At 74.6% G+C, this 18187-nt stretch carries 14 protein-coding genes; 12 read left to right on the top strand and 2 right to left on the bottom strand.

The genetic code is table 11. The annotated features are described in order from the left end of the window. From CBZ_RS04895 to CBZ_RS04885, 3 genes are all read left to right on the top strand, one after another. The coding region (locus CBZ_RS04895; protein WP_281274854.1) for an ATP-binding protein at positions 1 to 2222 on the top strand (2222 nt) is incomplete at its 5' end. 99 nt (positions 2223 to 2321) lie between these two features. Then, positions 2322 to 2633, top strand: coding sequence for a hypothetical protein (locus tag CBZ_RS04890; protein WP_246013061.1), 312 nt, complete (start codon positions 2322 to 2324; stop codon positions 2631 to 2633). After that, positions 2630 to 3211 (top strand): hypothetical protein, encoded by a 582-nt coding sequence (locus CBZ_RS04885; RefSeq protein WP_130780471.1) that lies wholly within the window; start codon positions 2630 to 2632, stop codon positions 3209 to 3211. The genes CBZ_RS04890 and CBZ_RS04885 overlap by 4 nt, the downstream gene beginning before the upstream one ends. A gap of 44 nt (positions 3212 to 3255) precedes the next feature. Here the strand turns inward: CBZ_RS04885 and CBZ_RS04880 are convergent, their stop codons facing one another. Further along, positions 3256 to 4491 (bottom strand): NAD(P)/FAD-dependent oxidoreductase, encoded by a 1236-nt coding sequence (locus CBZ_RS04880; protein ID WP_130780470.1) that lies wholly within the window; start codon positions 4489 to 4491, stop codon positions 3256 to 3258. 193 nt (positions 4492 to 4684) lie between these two features. Here CBZ_RS04880 and glgX point away from each other — a divergent pair, with 193 nt between their 5' ends. Genes glgX through treZ form a run of 3 tightly spaced genes read left to right on the top strand, consistent with a single transcriptional unit; the run spans position 4685 to position 11257 of the window. After that, positions 4685 to 6937 carry a glycogen debranching protein GlgX gene (glgX, locus tag CBZ_RS04875; RefSeq protein ID WP_130780469.1) on the top strand — a complete coding sequence of 751 codons (2253 nt, stop codon included), beginning with the start codon at positions 4685 to 4687 and terminating at the stop codon, positions 6935 to 6937. Continuing rightward, a complete protein-coding gene (treY, locus tag CBZ_RS04870; RefSeq protein WP_130780468.1) occupies positions 6934 to 9456 on the top strand; it encodes a malto-oligosyltrehalose synthase in 2523 nt (840 codons plus the stop codon). Before glgX ends, treY begins: the two co-directional genes overlap by 4 nt. 4 nt (positions 9457 to 9460) lie before the next feature. Continuing rightward, positions 9461 to 11257, top strand: a complete 1797-nt coding sequence (treZ, locus tag CBZ_RS04865) for a malto-oligosyltrehalose trehalohydrolase (RefSeq protein WP_130780467.1) — start codon at positions 9461 to 9463, stop codon at positions 11255 to 11257. Positions 11258 to 11306: 49 nt separating this feature from the next. Here treZ and zapE read toward each other — a convergent pair whose 3' ends face one another. After that, complete coding sequence (gene zapE, locus CBZ_RS04860) at positions 11307 to 12407, bottom strand: cell division protein ZapE (protein WP_130780466.1); 1101 nt, start codon at positions 12405 to 12407, stop codon at positions 11307 to 11309. Between the two features lie 386 nt (positions 12408 to 12793). Between zapE and CBZ_RS04855 the strand changes: the two genes are divergently transcribed. From CBZ_RS04855 to CBZ_RS04835, 6 genes are all read left to right on the top strand, one after another. Next, positions 12794 to 14455 (top strand): nitrite/sulfite reductase, encoded by a 1662-nt coding sequence (locus CBZ_RS04855; protein WP_130780465.1) that lies wholly within the window; start codon positions 12794 to 12796, stop codon positions 14453 to 14455. Beyond that, positions 14452 to 14613, top strand: a complete 162-nt coding sequence (locus CBZ_RS20735) for a hypothetical protein (protein ID WP_165446655.1) — start codon at positions 14452 to 14454, stop codon at positions 14611 to 14613. Before CBZ_RS04855 ends, CBZ_RS20735 begins: the two co-directional genes overlap by 4 nt. Continuing rightward, positions 14610 to 15329, top strand: a complete 720-nt coding sequence (locus CBZ_RS04850; RefSeq protein ID WP_130780464.1) for a phosphoadenylyl-sulfate reductase — start codon at positions 14610 to 14612, stop codon at positions 15327 to 15329. Before CBZ_RS20735 ends, CBZ_RS04850 begins: the two co-directional genes overlap by 4 nt. Continuing rightward, positions 15326 to 16264 (top strand): sulfate adenylyltransferase subunit CysD, encoded by a 939-nt coding sequence (gene cysD / locus CBZ_RS04845; RefSeq protein WP_130780463.1) that lies wholly within the window; start codon positions 15326 to 15328, stop codon positions 16262 to 16264. The genes CBZ_RS04850 and cysD overlap by 4 nt, the downstream gene beginning before the upstream one ends. Further along, positions 16264 to 17727 carry a sulfate adenylyltransferase subunit 1 gene (locus tag CBZ_RS04840; protein WP_165446654.1) on the top strand — a complete coding sequence of 488 codons (1464 nt, stop codon included), beginning with the start codon at positions 16264 to 16266 and terminating at the stop codon, positions 17725 to 17727. Before cysD ends, CBZ_RS04840 begins: the two co-directional genes overlap by 1 nt. Before the next feature lie 127 nt (positions 17728 to 17854). Continuing rightward, positions 17855 to 18187, top strand: a 333-nt coding sequence (locus CBZ_RS04835) for an NAD(P)-dependent oxidoreductase (protein WP_281274853.1), incomplete at its 3' end; no start/stop codon positions are given.

The raw sequence follows: 18187 nt of genomic DNA, 5'->3' as shown, positions 1-18187 counted from the left end.
CGGCGGACCTGGCGCGGTGGTGCGCGACGCTCGACGTCGCGGTGCCGACGACCGCAGCCGCGCTCGCGGCGCTGCAGTCCGACGGCGCGGACGGAGCGGTCGGCACGACCGGTGCCGACGGCGGCGGCGTCGCGGCCGGCGAGGACGACGTCGCGCGCGGCGACCTGCACGGCCGGATCGCGGCCGTCGAGGAGGCCAAGCGTGACCTGGCGGCGCTGCGCGCGGACCTGCGCTCCTACGAGACGCGCCGCTCGAACGTCCCGGCGGCGGCGCTCGCCGTGCGCGCCGCGGTCGCAGAGGGTGCGGGCCTGACGGAGGCCGACCTGCCGTTCGTCGGCGAGCTGCTCGACGTCGCCGCCGGCGAGGAGGTCTGGCGGCCCGCGGCGCAGCGGCTGCTCGGCGGGTTCGGCCTGGGCCTGCTGGTCGACGCCGAGCACCGGGCCGCCGTCGCCCGGTTCGTCGACGCGCACGACCTGCGCGCGCGCGTCCGCTACACGGTCGTCGACACGGGCGCGGGCGTCGCGGCCGAGGACCCGCAGCCCGGCACGATGGCCGAGAAGGTCGTCGTCGCGGACGGCCCGTTCGCGCCGTGGCTGCGCGAGCAGCTCGTGCGACGGTTCTCGCACCGCTGCGTGCACGAGGCCGCCGAGCTGGCGCTGCACCGCGAGGCCGTGACGGTCAACGGCCAGGTCAAGCACCGTGGCGGCCTGCACGAGAAGGACGACCGCCCCGACGCGCGCCGCGACAAGGTCATCGGCTTCGACAACGCCGACACGGTCCGCGACCTGACCGAGGCGATCAGCCGCCGCGAGCACGACCTCGCGGAGCTCACCCGGGCGCGGGACACCGCCGAGGCGTCGCGCGAGCACGCCCGGGCCCGCCGGGACGCGCACGCGCACGTCGCGGACGTCGTCTGGGCGCAGGTCGACGTCGGGTCCGCCGAGGCGCGGGTCGCTGCCGCCGAGCGACGCCGCGCCGACCTCGCGGACGGCGACGCGCTCGCCGTCCTGGACCGCGAGGTCGCAGCGCTCGTCGAGGCCCGCAACGACGCGACCCACCGGGCGCGGTCCGCGCACGAGTCCGCGGAGCGGGCCGAGCGGTCGTGGGCGCGCAGCGTCGACGAGGAGGACCGCCTCGCACGGCGGCTGGAGGCTGTCACCGAGCCGGACGACACGCAGACCGCGGCCCTCGCGGCGCTGGCCGACGAGTGCGACGCGCACCCGACCCTGGAGTCGGTGGGCCGCCTGCGGGCCGCGATGCAGCAGGCCGTGGAGCGTCGCGTCGCGACCGCGGAGTCCGCCGGGGGGCGCGCGCACGCGGCGATCACGACGACGCTCGCGGACTTCCTGCGGACCTGGCCGGACGAGGCCGGCGTCCTGACCCGTGACGTCGACGCGACGCCGGACTTCCTGGAGCTCCTCGCGACGCTGCAGGCGGACGACCTGCCCGCGGCGCTCGCGCAGTGGCGCCAGCTCATGCACAACCTCAACACCATGGGCTTGACGTCGCTCGTGCAGACGCTGCGCGACGAGCGCCTCGTCATCGACGACCGCATCGCGCCCGTCAACGAGGTGCTGCGCACCGTCCCGTTCGGGCACGACGGCTACCTGCAGATCGTCACGACCGACGTCGAGCCGCCCGCGTCGCGCGCGTTCAAGGCGGAGATCGACGCGATCCTCGACCACGCGCCGGGCGCCGACCTGGAGGACGGCGAGCTCGAGGCGCGGTTCGCGCGCATCGCGCGGCTCATGGACCGGCTCGACTCGACCGACCCGGTCGACCGCGACTGGCAGCGCGACGTGCTCGACGTCAAGCGGCACGTGCGGATCGCCGCCGAGGAGCACCGCCGCGGCGAGGACCAGGCCCGCGTCTACGAGGGCGTCGGTGCGACGTCGGGCGGCGAGGGGCAGGAGCTCATCGCCGCGACCCTCGGGGCGGCGCTGCGCTACCAGCTCGGCGGGATCGAGGCGGTGCCGATGTTCGGCTCGGTCATGGTCGACGAGGGCTTCGTGAAGTCCGACCCGGACGTCACGCGGCGCGCCATCCGTGCCCTGAAGTCGTTCGGGTTCCAGCTGCTCATCGCGGCGCCGCTCGACAAGTACCAGTCGATGGAGCGCGAGTTCGGCTCGGCCTACCTGGTCGAGGCGGACCCGGCCGCGGGGCGGGCCCAGGCCCGCGGCTTCGCGATCGGCTTCGGACCGGGCGGCGCTCCGGGCCGCTGAGCACCACCCGCCGGACGGACACACCGCAGACCGCCCGCCGCGCGCTCGACGCCTCCCCCACATGCGCCGCGCGGGCCGCGGGCCGACGATGGTGGTCGGGTGAAGCAGCAGCCCGTCCGGCGGCGACGACGCCGCCCCCTCGACCAGGCCGCCCCTCCGGGGGCGCCGGAGGTGCTCGCGATGAGCTTCGAGCAGGAGTCCGGCCAGCTGACCGGCACCAAGGACAAGGCCTACAACATCCTGTGGTTCACGCAGGCGTGCCTCGACAACGTCCTGCGTCTGGAGACGTACGCGAAGGACGCCGAGCGCGACGGCGACACCGAGCTCGCGGAGTTCTTCCGCCGCGCGCAGGGCGAGAGCCGCAAGGGCGCGGAGCAGGGCAAGCAGCTGCTCGCGGGCCGCCTGAAGTGACGTCGACGCCGACAGCGCTGCCGAGCGCGACGCCCACCGCGCCGCCCGACCCGCGCCTGCTCCGCACCTACCTCAGCGACCACCTGACCGGGGCGTCGGGCGTCATCTCGCGGGTCGAGTGGATGCTGGACCGCTACGCGGGCACCCCCGCGGCCGACGTCCTCGGGCCGTTGTGCGCCGAGCTCCACGAGGAGCGACGGGTGGTGCGCGGGCTCGCGCAGCACCTGGACGTGCACCTGTCACCGTGGAAGCCGACGGCGGCGCGCGTCGCGGAGCGGGTGGGGCGGCTCAAGCCCAACGGCCGGCTGGTCAGCCGGTCACCGCTGTCGCTGCACCTGGAGCTCGAGGCGCTGCGGTCGGGGATCGCGGGCAAGCGGTCGTTGTGGGCGACGCTCGAGGTGTGGGCGCCGACGCTGCGGCTCGACGCGGCCCGGTTCGTCGCGCTGCGGGCGCAGGCCGACGCGCAGGTCCGGGCGGTCGACGGTCTCGCCGCACGCGTCCGTCCGGTGGCGTTCGCGGTGGAGGCGGCCGTCCCCGACGTGACGGACGACCCGTCACCCGTCAGCACGTCGCGCTGAGCGGTCGGCCGGCTTCGCGGGGCGCCGGACGGCCGGCGGCGGTGTCAGCCCGCCGTGACGAGCGACGCGAGCGGCACGTCCGGGTCGGCGAGCCGGTCGCGGGACACCACCGCGCGGGAGCGGATGAGCGCCTGCACGTCGTCGACGACGTCCCACACGTTGACGTTCATGCCGGCGAGCACCCGCCCGCCGCGCAGCCAGAAGGCGACGAGCTCGCGCGCCTCCAGGTCCCCCCGGACGACGACCTCGTCGTAGCCGTGGTCGACGTGGCCGACGTACTCCATGCCGAGGTCGTACTGGTCGGTGAAGAAGTACGGCAGGCGGTCGTAGGGCTCGTCGCGCCCCAGCACGGTCGCGGCGGCCGTGGCGGGCTGGTTCAGGGCGTTCGCCCAGTGCTCGACGCGCACGTGCGTGCCGAGCAGCGGGTGCTCCGCGCGCGCGATGTCGCCGACCGCCAGCACGTGCGGGTGCGACGAGCGCAGGTGCCGGTCGACGACGACGCCGTCCTCGACGTGCAGCCCGGCGGCCTCCGCGAGCGCGGTGCGCGGCGCGGCGCCGATCCCGACGACGACCAGGTCGGCCTCGACGAGGGTGCCGTCCGCGAGCGCGACGGCGCCGACGTGCGTGCCGTCGCCGGCGGGGACGAGCTCGGTGACGTCGGTGCGGGTGCGCAGGTCGACGCCGTGGCCGCGGTGCAGGTCGGAGAACATCGTGGCGAGCTCGGGGCCGAGGACGCGCAGGAGCGGCAGCGGGTCGCGCACGAGGACGGTGACCTCGCACCCGGCGGTGCGGGCCGCGGCGGCGACCTCGAGGCCGATCCAGCCGCCGCCGATGACGACGACGTGCCGGCCGGGGGTGAGCGAGGCGCGCAGGCGGTCGCTGTCGTCGAGCGTGCGCAGGTACCGCACGCCGTCGAGGTCCGCCCCGGGGACGTCGAGCCGGCGCGGCTCGGACCCGGTGGCGAGGACGAGGTGGTCGAACCCGGTGCGGGTGCCGGACGCGTCGAGCACGTCGCGGGCGCGCAGGTCGATCCCGGTGACGGTCGTGCCGGGGCGCAGGTCGACGTCGTGCCGCGCGTACCAGTCGGCGGGGTGGACGAAGGCGGCGTCGCGCTCCTCGCTGCCGCCGAGATACCCCTTCGACAGGGGCGGCCGCTCGTAGGGGCGCTCGGTCTCGGTGCCGAGCAGGACCAGCCGCCCGTCGTACCCGCCGTCCCGCAGCGCCTCGACGGTCTTCGCACCCCCGAGCCCTGCTCCGACGACCACGACCCGAGCGTTCACGGCGACCTCCGTCGGTAGGGCTGCAGGTGGGCGGTGCGGCGCGTCGTCGGCCGGCGCGGCGGCACCGACCCCAGCGCAGCAGGTCAGGGGCCGCGGCGCAACGGGGGGCGGCCCGTCGCGGTGTGGTGAAGTCCACCCCCCGGGGGTCGCTCCCCCCCGCGCCGGATGCGCGCTGGCCTGGCACATTGGGCGGATGCTGATCTGGCCGGGACGCCCCTACCCCCTGGGCGCCACGTACGACGGGACCGGGACGAACTTCGCGCTGTTCTCCGAGGTCGCCGAACGGGTGGAGCTGTGCCTGTTCGAGGCGGACGGCTCCGAGTCGCGCGTCGACCTCACGGAGGTGGACGCGTTCGTGTGGCACGGGTTCCTGCCGGCGGTGGGTCCGGGCCAGCGGTACGGGTACCGCGTGCACGGCCCGTACGACCCGTCGCGGGGCCTGCGCTGCCACCCGTCGAAGCTCCTGCTCGACCCGTACGCGAAGGCGATCGACGGCGAGGTCGACAACGACCCGTCGCTGTACACGTACCGGTTCGACGACCCGACGGCGACGAACGAGGACGACTCGGCGCCGCACACGATGAAGTCGGTCGTGGTGAACCCGTTCTTCGACTGGGGCCACGACCGTCCCCCGCAGCACCAGTACCACCAGTCGGTGATCTACGAGGCGCACGTGCGCGGCCTGACGCAGCAGCACCCGGCGGTGCCGGAGGAGCTGCGCGGCACGTACTCGGGCCTGGCGCACCCCGCGGTGATCGAGCACCTGTCGTCGCTCGGGGTGACGGCGGTCGAGCTCATGCCGGTGCACCAGTTCGTCAACGACCCGGTGCTGCAGGACAAGGGCCTGTCGAACTACTGGGGCTACAACACGATCGGCTTCTTCGCGCCGCACAACGAGTACTCGGCGTACGGGGGCGGCGGGCAGCAGGTGCAGGAGTTCAAGGCCATGGTCAAGGCCCTGCACGAGGCGGACATCGAGGTCATCCTCGACGTGGTCTACAACCACACGGCGGAGGGCAACCACCTGGGCCCGACCCTGAGCTTCCGTGGCATCGACAACGCGAACTACTACCGGCTCGTCGACGACGACCAGGCGCACTACTTCGACACGACGGGCACGGGCAACTCCCTGCTCATGCGGTCGCCGCACGTGCTGCAGCTCATCATGGACTCGCTGCGGTACTGGGTGACCGAGATGCACGTCGACGGGTTCCGCTTCGACCTCGCGGCGACCCTCGCCCGGCAGTTCCACGAGGTCGACCGGCTGTCCGCGTTCTTCGACCTCGTCCACCAGGACCCCGTGATCTCGCAGGTCAAGCTCATCGCGGAGCCGTGGGACGTCGGCGAGGGCGGGTACCAGGTCGGCGGCTTCCCGCCGCTGTGGTCGGAGTGGAACGGCCAGTACCGGGACACGGTGCGCGACTTCTGGCGCAGCGAGCCCTCGACGCTGGGCGAGTTCGCGAGCCGCCTGTCGGGGTCGTCGGACCTGTACGAGCACACGGGCCGCCGGCCCATCGCGAGCGTGAACTTCGTGACGGCGCACGACGGCTTCACGCTCGCGGACCTGGTCTCGTACAACGAGAAGCACAACGACGCGAACGGCGAGGGCAACGCCGACGGCGAGAGCCACAACCGGTCGTGGAACTGCGGCGTCGAGGGCCCGACGGACGACGAGCAGGTGCTCGACCTGCGCGCGCGCCAGCAGCGCAACTTCCTGGCGACGCTGCTGCTGTCGCAAGGCATCCCGATGCTGGCGCACGGTGACGAGCTGGGGCGCACGCAGCAGGGGAACAACAACGTGTACTGCCAGGACGGTCCCCTGTCGTGGGTCGACTGGGACCTCGACGAGCGGCAGACGAACCTGCTGGAGTTCACGCGGCGCGTGGTGCGGCTGCGGCAGGACCACCCGGTGTTCCGGCGGCGCCGGTTCTTCGCGGGCAAGCCCGACGACAACGACGCCTCGGACCTCAAGGACATCGAGTGGCTGGCCCCGACGGGCGAGCACATGAGCCCGGAGGCGTGGAACAGCGCCATGGCGCGCGCGGTCATGGTATTCCTCAACGGCGACGCGATCGCGGAGCCGGACGTGCGCGGCGAGGAGATCGTCGACGACTCGTTCCTGGTGCTGTTCAACGGCCAGCCGGAGGCGGCGACGTTCGTCGTGCCGTCGGGCCGCTACGGCGCGCAGTGGACGGTCGTGCTGGACACGGACTCGCAGGTGTCGCCAGGGGACGTGCTGGAGGCGGGCGAGGAGGTCGGGCTCGCGCACCACTCGGTCGTCGTGCTCACCCGTCCGCCGCTCGCGCAGACACCGTCGGCGTCGGGCATCGGGGTCGTCGCGGAGACGTCGCGGGAGGCCTCCAAGGCGCAGCGGGAAGGTGCCCAGGGCCGGACGGCGGAGTCGGTGCCGCGCAAGAAGGGCACACGGACGGGACCCAGCGCGTGACCGACGCCCGCCCGGGGGGCCGGCCGACGCCGGCGCGCCGGCTGCCGGGACCGGGGCGGCCCGTGCCCGTCTCGACGTACCGGGTGCAGCTCGGCGCGGACCTCACGCTCGACGACGTCGCGGACCGGGTCCCGTACCTCGCGTCGCTGGGCGTGACGCACGTGTACCTGTCGCCGGTCCTCACGGCGGCGCCGGGGTCGACGCACGGGTACGACGTCGTCGCGCACGACGAGGTCTCCCCCGTGCTCGGCGGGCTGGCGGCGCTGCGGCGGCTCGCGGCCGTCGCGCACGACGCGGGCCTGGGGCTGGTGCTCGACATCGTGCCGAACCACATGGCGGTGCCGACACCGGTCTGGCACAACCGCCCGCTGTGGTCGGTGCTCGACAAGGGGGCCGAGTCGCCGTACGCGTCGTGGTTCGACGTCGACTGGTCCGCCGGTGGCGGGGACGTCCTCATGCCGGTGCTGGGCGACCGGATCGGTACGGTGCTGGCGCGCGACGAGCTGCGGCTCGACGAGGCCGACATCCCCGGCGAGGGCCTGCGGACCGTCCTGCGCTACTACGACCACGTCTTCCCGGTCCGGGAGGGCACCGAGTCGCTGCCCCTCACGGAGCTGCTGGAGCGTCAGCACTACCGGCTCGCGTACTGGCGGGTCGCCGACGAGGAGCTCAACTACCGGCGGTTCTTCGACGTCGGCACGCTCGTCGCGGTCCGTGTCGAGGACCCCGAGGTGTTCGACGCGACGCACCGCCTGGTGCTCGACCTGCTCGCCGACGGCACGCTCGACGGCCTGCGGATCGACCACCCGGACGGTCTCGCCGACCCGACGGGCTACCTCGCGCGGCTGCGCGAGGCGAGCGGTGAGGCGTGGGTCGTCGTGGAGAAGATCCTGCAGGGCGACGAGCGGCTGCCCGCCGACTGGGAGACCGCCGGCACCACGGGCTACGAGGCGCTGTGGCGCATCCAGCAGACGTTCGTCGACCCGGGCGGCGCCGCCGTGCTGGGCGCGACCATGCACCGCCTCACGGGCGACACGTCCGACGCCTTCGCCGCGATCGCCGAGCAGGGCAAGCGGGAGATCGTCGACGGCCCGCTGTACGCGGAGGTGCACCGCCTGACGGCGCTCGCGGCGGACATCTGCACGGAGGACCTGCGCCTGCGGGACCACACGTGGCGCGCCCTGGAGGAGTGCCTGGTCGAGCTGCTCGTCGCGTTCGACCGGTACCGCGCGTACGTGGTGCCGGGCGAGCCGGTGCACCCCGAGTCGATCGAGGTGGTGGAGGCTGCCGCGCGGATCGCCCGCGCGCGCCTGTCGCCCGAGCGCTCCGACACGATGGACGTGCTCGTCGACCTGCTGCTCGGACGGGAGGTCGGCAGCGCCGGCCGCACGCGGGGCCGACGGCGGGACGAGCTCGTCGTGCGGTTCCAGCAGACGTGCGGCGCGGTCACCGCAAAGGGTGTCGAGGACACCGCGTTCTACCGCTGGACGCACCTGGTCGGGCTGTGCGAGGTCGGCGGCGAGCCGGAGCGGTTCGCCCTGACGCCCACGGACCTGGCCGCGTGGGCCACGGAGCAGCAGGTCGCCGCCCCGCTCGGCATGACGACCCTCTCGACGCACGACACGAAGCGCGGCGAGGACACGCGTGCCCGCCTGGGTGTCCTGTCGGAGCTGCCGCTCGAGTGGTCGGCGCTCGTCGACGGTCTGCGCGCCGCATCGGCCCCGTTCCGTCGCACCCTGCTCGACGGCCGCACCGAGTACCTGCTGTGGCAGACGCTCGCGGGCACGTGGACGCAGGACGGCCCGATCTCGGCCGACCGCCTGGAGGAGTATCTCGTCAAGGCGATCCGCGAGGCCAAGTCGCGCACCACGTGGACCGCGCCCGACGAGCCGTACGAGCGGGCGGTGCTCGACACCGCACGCGCCGCCCTCGCCGATCCGGCCGTCGCGGACCTGTTCGGCGGCTGGGAGGTGCGCACCCGGGGCGCGGTGCGGACGGCGACGCTCGGCACCAAGCTCGTCCAGCTGACCCTGCCCGGCGTGCCCGACGTCTACCAGGGCACCGAGGTCCCGGCGACCGTGCTCGTCGACCCCGACAACCGCCGCCCGGTCGACACCGACGCGCTCGCCGCGCGCCTGGCCCGCCTCGACGACGGGGCCGGTCCGCGCGACCTCGCCGACGAGAAGCTCCTCGTCACCTCGCGCGCGCTGCGCCTGCGGCGCGACGTCCCGGAGGCGTTCGTCGGCCCGGACAGCGGCTACGTGCCTCTCGCGCACTCGTCGGGGCACAGCCTCACGTACGCGCGCACGGTCGGTGGCGACCCCCGGGTCGCGGTCGTCGCGACGCGCCTGCAGGCGTCCGTCGACCGGCTCGGCGGCTGGGGCGAGCACACCGTCGCGCTGCCCGACGGCGACTGGCACGACGTCCTGACGGACCGCGCCGTGACGGGCGGCGTGCGCGAGGTCGGGCCGCTGCTCGACCGGCTCCCGGTGGCGCTGCTCGTCCGGGCGGAGGGCTGAGACCGTGCACCCGCGGGTGTGGGCGCCGGACGCCTCGCGCGTCGACCTCGTGCTGCCCGGCACCGGCGAGCGGCGCGTGCTGGTCGCCGACGCCGACGGCTGGTGGACCGACCCCGACGGGCGCGACCTGCCGCACGGCACCGACTACGCGTTCGCCCTCGACGACGGACCGGCGCGGCCCGACCCGCGCAGCGCCTGGCAGCCCGCGGGCGTGCACGGCCCGAGCCGCGTGCTCGACACGGGCCGCTTCGCCTGGACGGACGACGGCTGGGCCGGTCTCGACGTCCGGGGCCGGGTCCTCTACGAGCTGCACGTCGGGACCTTCACGCGGCAGGGCACGCTCGACGCCGCGGCGGACGCGCTGCCGGACCTGGTCGCGCTCGGCGTCGACGTCGTCGAGCTCATGCCCGTCGCACCGTTCGACGGCCCCCGCGGCTGGGGGTACGACGGCGTCGGCCTGTACGCGGTGCACGAGCCGTACGGCGGCCCCGAGGCGCTGCAGCGGTTCGTCGACGCCGCGCACGGGCTCGGCCTGGCGGTGTGCCTCGACGTCGTGCACAACCACCTGGGACCGTCCGGCAACTACACGGGGCTGTTCGGCCCGTACGCGACCGACGCGCACCACACGCCGTGGGGCTCGGCCATCAACCTGGACCAGCCCGGCTCGGACGTCGTGCGGCGCTGGATCGTCGACAGCGCGCTGCGCTGGTTCCGCGACTTCCACGTCGACGCGCTGCGCCTCGACGCCGTGCACGAGCTGAAGGACGGCTCCGACCGGCACCTGCTCGCCCAGCTCGCCGACGAGGTCGCCGACCTGTCGGACCGCCTCGGCCGGCCGCTCTCCCTCGTCGCCGAGACCGACCTCAACGACGTCGTGAGCCTCGCCCCGACGCACGCGGGCGGCTGGGGCATGACCGCGCAGTGGGCCGACGACGTGCACCACGCCCTGCACGCGCTGCTCACCGGCGAGCGGCACGGCTACTACGTCGACTTCGGCGCACCGGCGACCCTCCGGCACGCCCTCACGCAGGTCTTCGTGCACGACGGCGGCTGGTCGACGTTCCGCGGGCGACGCTGGGGGCGGCCCGTGCCGACCGGCACCGACGGGCACCGCTTCGTCGTCAGCACGCAGACCCACGACCAGGTCGGCAACCGCGCGACGGGCGACCGCCCCGCCGACCGCCTCCCCGTCGACACCCTCGCCGCCGGGGCGGCGCTCCTTCTGCTGTCGCCCTTCACGCCGATGCTCTTCATGGGCGAGGAGTGGGGCACGCGCACGCCCTTCCAGTTCTTCACGTCGTTCCCCGACCCGGACCTGGGCGCCGCGGTGAGCGCGGGCCGCCGTGGCGAGTTCGGCGGGCACGGCTGGACCGACCTGTACGGCGGGCCGGTCGACGTGCCGGACCCGCAGGACGAGGCGACGTTCCGCCGCAGCGTCCTCGACCGCACGGAGCGGGACGAGCCGTCGCACGCACGGCTGCTCGCCTGGTACCGCGAGCTCGTCGCGCTGCGCCGCACGACCCCCGACCTCGCGTCGGGCGACCTCGCCGCGACCGAGCTCACGTGGGACGGCCCCGACGACGCAGCGGGTCCGTGGCAGGGCGTCCTCGTCCTGCACCGCGGCGCGGCCCGCGTCGTCGCCAACCTGACGGACGACTCCCGCCGCGTGCCCCTGCCGGCCGACGCCCCGCTCGACGTCGCGGCCACGTGGGCGCCGTGCGCGGTCGAGCCGGGGACGCCGCCGCACGTCGTCGTCCCCGCGGGCGCGACGGTCGTCCTGACGCCCACCCTCGGCGACTAGCCCGGCGGCGCCTGCGGGACGCCGCGGCTGCGCGTCCTCCGGCGGCGCCTCAGGCCGGGTCGGCCGCGACCCGCGCCGCGCCGTCGGCGGCGAGCGCGCCGAGCCGGGACAGCGCCCGGTAGTACTTCTTGCGGTACCCGCCGCGCAGCATGTCGGCGGAGAACAGGTCGTGCTCGCCCGCCCCGCCGAGCAGGACCGGCACGTCGCGGTCGTAGAGCCGGTCGACGAGCACGACGAGCCGCAGCGCGACGTCCTGGGTGGGCACGGGCACGACGCCCGTCAGGCCGACGAGCTCGACGCCGTCGAGCAGCGCGCCGTACCGGCTGGGGTGCACGCGTGCGAGGTGGTCGAGCAGGTCGCCGAACGCGTCGAGGGTCGCGCCCGGCACGCCGGCGACCGCGCGCCGCACGGCGTCGTCGGCGAGCCCGTCGGCGTCGGTGACGACGGCGCGGTGGCGGTAGTCCTCGCCGTCGACGCGCAGGACCTCGAACCGAGCCGCGAGCGCCTGGATCTCCCGCAGGAAGTCGTCGGCGGCGAACCGGCCCTCGCCGAGCGAGCCGGGCAGCGTGTTGGACGTCGCGGCGAGGGCGACGCCGCGGTCGGCGAGCTCGCGCAGCAGGCGCGACATGAGGACGGTGTCGCCGGGGTCGTCGAGCTCGAACTCGTCGATGCAGACGAGCCTCTTGCCGGCGAGCGCCTCGACGGTCGGCAGGAACCCGAGCGCGCCGACGAGGTTGGTGTACTCGACGAAGGTGCCGAACGCGGCGTCGTCGGCCCCGACGGCGTGCGCGAGGGACGCGAGCAGGTGCGTCTTGCCGACGCCGAACCCGCCGTCGAGGTAGACGGCGACGGGCGCGCGGCGCGCGGCGCGCCGGAACAGCCCACGCGCGGGCCCGCCCCCGGCGGTGATCTCGCGGGCGGCGGCGCGCAGGCGCTCGACCGTGGCGCGCTGCGAGGGGTGCGCGGCGTCGGGCACGTAGGTGTCGAAGGACTCGCCCGCGAAGTGCCGGGGCGGGACGAGCTCGGCGAGGAGCCGCGCGGGCGGCACGACGGGCGTGCGTCCGGTGAGCGACGGCGGTACCCCGCGGCCGTCACCGGCGGGTGCGCTGCCGGAGCCCGAGGGGCCTGCGGCGGGGTCGACGGCGGTCACGGTGGGCAAGCCTACGTCCGCCCCGCGGGACGAAGGTCCCCGCGTGATCGGCGTCACCGCAGCCCGCGCGAGGCCGCCTGGGAGGCGGCCTCTTACACCCTCGCTGGACGCCCGTCCCACATGTCGGTGCGGTCGTCTCATCATGCGGATGGCGTCTCCCGTGTCACCCGATCGTCTGACAGCCTCGACAGGTGATCGCGACCGGGTCCCCCGCCATGTGTCGGTGCTGCTGCGCCGCCGCGGACCCGTGCATGCGCTGCTGCTGTCCGCGGAGAGACTGACCCCGCCCTCGTCCCCCCATCTCGGGCGCGCGGTCTGCGTCCCGAGAGCCGCCCCCCGGGCGGTGGGTGCAGCCGCACGCCATGATCCCCCGGAGGTAGCGCCCGATGGCGCAGACCAGGATCGCCCCGCCCGCCGCTCGCCCCGAGGGTCAGTGGGCGTTCGACGACCAGCGCGAGCCGCTGAACGGCAACGAGAAGCTCAAGCAGGAGGACGACGGTCTCAACGTCCGCCACCGCATCGAGACGATCTACGCCCAGCAGGGCTTCGACTCCATCCCCGGCGACGACCTGCGCGGACGCATGCGCTGGTGGGGCCTGTACACGCAGCGCAAGCCGGGGATCGACGGCGGGAAGACCGCGACGCTCGAGCCGCACGAGCTCGAGGACTCCTACTTCATGCTCCGCGTGCGCTGCGACGGCGGGACGCTCACGCTCGCCCAGCTGCGGACCGTCGCGCAGATCTCCACGGAGTTCGGCCGTGGGACGGCCGACATCACCGACCGGCAGAACATCCAGCTGCACTGGGTCCGCATCGAGGACGTCCCCGAGATCTGGCGCCGTCTGGAGGCCGTCGGCCTCACGACGCAGGAGGCGTGCGGCGACGTGCCGCGCGTCATCCTCGGCTCGCCGGTCGCGGGCGTCGCCGCCGACGAGATCATCGACGGCACCCCGGCGATCCTGCAGATCCAGCAGCGCTACATCGGCGACCCGTCGTTCTCGAACCTGCCGCGCAAGTTCAAGACCGCGGTCAGCGGCTCCCCGCACCAGGACGTCGCGCACGAGATCAACGACGTCGCGTTCGTCGGTGTCGAGCACCCTGAGCTCGGCCCCGGCTTCGACCTGTGGGTCGGCGGCGCGCTGTCCACGAACCCGATGCTCGGCAAGCGGCTCGGCGCGTTCGTCACGCTCGAGCAGATCCCCGACGTGTGGGTCGGCGTCGTCAGCATCTTCCGCGACTACGGCTACCGCCGGCTGCGGACCCGCGCGCGCCTGAAGTTCCTGCTCGCCGACTGGGGCCCGGAGCTGTTCCGGCAGGTCCTGGAGGAGGAGTACCTCGGCTTCACGCTCGCCGACGGCCCCGCGCCTCCCCCGCCGCCGACCGGCCGCCGCGACCACGTCGGCGTGCACCCGCAGAAGGACGGCCGCTTCTACGTCGGCGCCGCCCCGACGGTGGGTCGGGTCTCGGGCGAGGTCCTCGACGCGGTCGCCGACCTCGTCGACGCCGCCGGCTCGGACCGCGTGCAGCTCACCACCGAGCAGAAGCTCGTCGTGCTCGACGTCGCCGCGGACCGCGTGGACGCGCTGGTCGACGGCCTGGAGGCGCTCGGCCTGCTGGTCCGCCACGCCTCGACGTTCCGCCGCGGGACGATCGCCTGCACGGGCATCGAGTTCTGCAAGCTCGCGATCGTCGAGACGAAGGCGCGCGCGACGCTCATCGTCGGCGAGCTCGAGAAGCGGCTGCCGACCTTCGACCAGCCGATCACCATCAACGTCAACGGCTGCCCCAACTCGTGCGCGCGCATCCAGACCGCCGACATCGGCCTCAAGGGCGCGCTGGCGCAGGGCGAGGAGGGCTACCAGGTCCACCTCGGCGGCGGGCTCGGCCTGACGAGCGGCCTCGGCAAGACGCTGCGCGGGCTGCGCGTGCCGTCCTCGGAGCTGCCCGACTACCTGGAGCGCGTGACGCGCCGGTTCGACGAGCAACGCCTCGAGGGCGAGCTGTTCGCCGAGTGGGTGCAGCGGGCCGCCGAGGAGGACCTGCGATGAGCGAGTCCGCCCAGCGCGCCGTCCCGTACTACTGCCCGTTCTGCGCGAGCGAGGACCTGTGGCCGGCCGGCGAGACGCACGGCCAGTGGGAGTGCCGGTCGTGCGCGCGCGCGTTCGCGCTGCGGTTCGTCGGCCTGTCGGCGGAGGGGGCCCGATGAGCACCGAGACACCCGCTGTCGCGGACCTGTCGCCCGACGAGCTCCGCGCGTTCGCCGAGCGCGCGGGCGTCGAGCTCGAGGGCGCGCACCCCAGCGAGATCCTCGCCTGGGCGGCCCGCACGTTCGGCGACGACCTCGTCGTCGCGTCGTCGATGGGCGACGAGGTGCTCGTCGACCTCGTCGCGAAGGCCGTCCCCGGCGCGAACGTCATCTTCCTCGACACCGGGTACCACTTCGCCGAGACCATCGGCACGCGCGACTACTACGCCGAGTTCACCGACATCCGGCTGCGCACGGTCCTGCCGCTGCGCACCGTCGCCGAGCAGGACGCCGAGCACGGACCCCGCCTGCACGACCGCGACCCGAACCTGTGCTGTGCGCTGCGCAAGGTCGAGCCGCTCGAGCGCGGCCTCGCCCCGTACACCGCATGGGTCACGGGCATGCGCCGCGAGGACGCCCCGACCCGCACCGACATCACGGTCGTCGGGTGGGACGCGCGGCGCGGCAAGGTCAAGCTCAACCCGGTCGCGGCGTGGACGCAGGCCGACGTGGACGCCTACGTCGCCGAGCACCACGTCGTCCTCAACCCCCTGCGGCAGGCCGGCTACGCGTCGATCGGCTGCGCCCCCTGCACGCGTGCGACGGCCCCGGGCGAGGACCCGCGGGCCGGACGCTGGTCCGGTACCTCCAAGACGGAATGCGGTCTGCACACATGACGACTGAGGCCACGGCTCCCCCCACCGCGGCGGCGCGCCCCTCGCGCCTGACCCAGCTCGACGCCCTCGAGTCCGAGGCGATCCACGTCATGCGCGAGGTCGCCGGCGAGTTCGAGCGGCCCGTGCTGCTCTTCTCGGGCGGCAAGGACTCGATCGTCATGCTGCACCTGGCGCGCAAGGCGTTCTGGCCGGCCCCCGTGCCGTTCACCGTCATGCACGTCGACACGGGCCACAACTTCCCCGAGGTCATCGACTACCGGGACGACGCCGTCGCACGGTTCGGTCTGCGGCTCGTCGTCGCGAGCGTGCAGGACGCGATCGACGACGGCCGGGTCGTGGAGCGCCCCGACGGCTCGCGCAACCCGCTGCAGACGGTGCCGCTGCTCGACGCGATCACCGCGCACCGCTTCGACGCGGTGTTCGGCGGCGGGCGCCGCGACGAGGAGAAGGCCCGCGCCAAGGAGCGGATGTTCTCCCTGCGCGACGAGTTCGGTCAGTGGGACCCGCGGCGGCAGCGACCCGAGCTGTGGGACCTGTACAACGGCCGGCACAAGCCGGGCGAGCACGTGCGCGTCTTCCCGCTGTCCAACTGGACCGAGCTCGACGTCTGGCGCTACATCGAGCGCGAGGAGATCGACCTGCCGTCGATCTACTACACGCACGAGCGCGACGTCTTCCTGCGCGACGGCATGTGGCTCGCGCCGGGCGGCTGGGGCGGCCCGCGCCGCGACGAGGTGCTCGAGCGCCGCACCGTGCGGTACCGCACGGTCGGCGACATGAGCTGCACGGGTGCGGTGGAGTCGACGGCCTCGACGGTCGCCGACGTCATCGCGGAGGTGGCCGTGAGCCGCCTCACCGAGCGCGGGGCGACCCGCGCCGACGACCGGGCCTCGGAGGCCGCCATGGAGGACCGCAAGCGCGAGGGCTACTTCTGATGACGACGACCACGACCTCCACCGCACCGTCCGCGGCGTCCGTCGCGGGGGCTGTCTCCGCCTCCGACCACGCGCACCGCGACCTGCTGCGCCTCGCCACGGCAGGGTCCGTCGACGACGGCAAGAGCACCCTCATCGGCCGCCTGCTGTACGACACGAAGTCCGTGCTCGCCGACCAGCTCTCCGCGGTCGAGCGGGCCACGGCGGCACGCGGCGGTGCCGAGGCGGGCACCGTCGACCTCGCGCTGCTCACCGACGGCCTGCGCGCCGAGCGTGAGCAGGGCATCACGATCGACGTCGCCTACCGGTACTTCTCGACCGCGCGCCGGGCGTTCGTCCTCGCGGACACCCCGGGGCACGTGCAGTACACGCGGAACATGGTGACGGGCGCCTCGACCGCCGAGCTCGCGATCGTGCTCGTCGACGCCCGCAAGGGCGTGCTCGAGCAGACCCGGCGGCACGCGACCATCACCGCGCTGCTCGGGGTCCCGCACGTCGTCCTGGCGGTCAACAAGATGGACCTCGTCGACTTCGACGAGACCGTCTTCCGGTCGATCGCCGACGAGTTCGCGCGGTACGCCGACGCGATCGGGCTGCCCGACGTGCACGCCGTGCCGCTGTCGGCCCTGGCCGGCGACAACGTCGTCGACCGCTCCGACCGCACCCCCTGGTACGACGGCCCGACGCTGCTGGAGCACCTGGAGGCCGTGCCGGTCGACCGCGACGCGCACGCCGAGACCTTCCGGTTCCCCGTGCAGGTCGTCATCCGGCCGCGCACGGCCGAGCACCCCGACTACCGCGGCTACGCGGGCCGCATCGCGTCGGGCGTCGTGCGGGTGGGCGACGAGGTGACCGTGCTGCCGTCGGGCAAGACGAGCACGGTGACGGGCATCGACACGTTCGACGGCCCGCTCGACGAGGCGCACGCGCCGCAGTCGGTGACGCTGCGCCTCGCGGACGACGTCGACGTGGCGCGCGGCGACGTCCTCGTGCCGACCGGCGCCCCCGCGACCGTGGGCTCCGACCTCGAGGGCACGGTGTGCTGGCTCGCCGAGCGCCGGTCGGTCCTCGGCGCGCGCGTCCTGCTGCGCGTCGGCACGCGCACGGTCCGGGCGCTGCTGCGGGAGGTCAACGCGCGGCTCGACATCGACACCCAGACCGTCGAGGTGTGGGACGGCATCGACACGCTGCACACCGTCGACGCGACGGACACGTCGTCGGACACGGCTCCGCGCGCACTCACGCTCAACGCGATCGGGCGGGTCCGGCTGCGGCTGGCCGAGCCCGTGCTGCTCGACGACTACGCGACCCACCGGCGCACCGGCGGGTTCCTGCTCGTCGACCCGGCCGACGGCACGACGCTCGCCGCGGGCATGGTCGGCCCGACGCTCCTCGACCGCCTCACGCCGACGCCCCCGCCCAGCGCGGCCGACGACGACTGGCTCGCCGGGGCGGGGATCTGACGGACGACCGACGGGGCCGTTCGTCGGACGTCGTGACCGACGCCCGACCCGCGACCGGCGGACGCCCGACAGGACTGGAGAGACACGGATGACCGCCGCGACGCCCGGCACCGGCAGACTGGGCGCCATGCCTCGTCACGCGCTGCTCCTCGACCTCACCGGGCGACGGGTCGTCGTCGTCGGCGGCGGTCCCGTCGCCGCCCGTCGGGCGTCCCGGCTGGTCGACGACGGCGCCGACGTCGTCGTGGTCGCGCCGCGCGTGTGCGAGGACCTCGCGGAGCTCGTCGCGCGGGGCGCGGTGCGCTGGGAGGCCCGCGACTACCGGCCGGGCGACCTCGACGCCGCGTGGCTCGTGCACACCGCGACGGGGGACGCCGGGGCCGACGCGGCGGTCGCCGCCGACGCCGACGCGGCGCGCGTGTGGTGCGTGCACGCCGGCGACGCTGCGGCCTCGACCGCC

The organism is Cellulomonas biazotea (assembly GCF_004306155.1).
Taxonomy (GTDB): Bacteria; Actinomycetota; Actinomycetes; order Actinomycetales; family Cellulomonadaceae; genus Cellulomonas; species Cellulomonas biazotea.
This window is presented reverse-complemented; position numbering and strand designations above follow the sequence as displayed.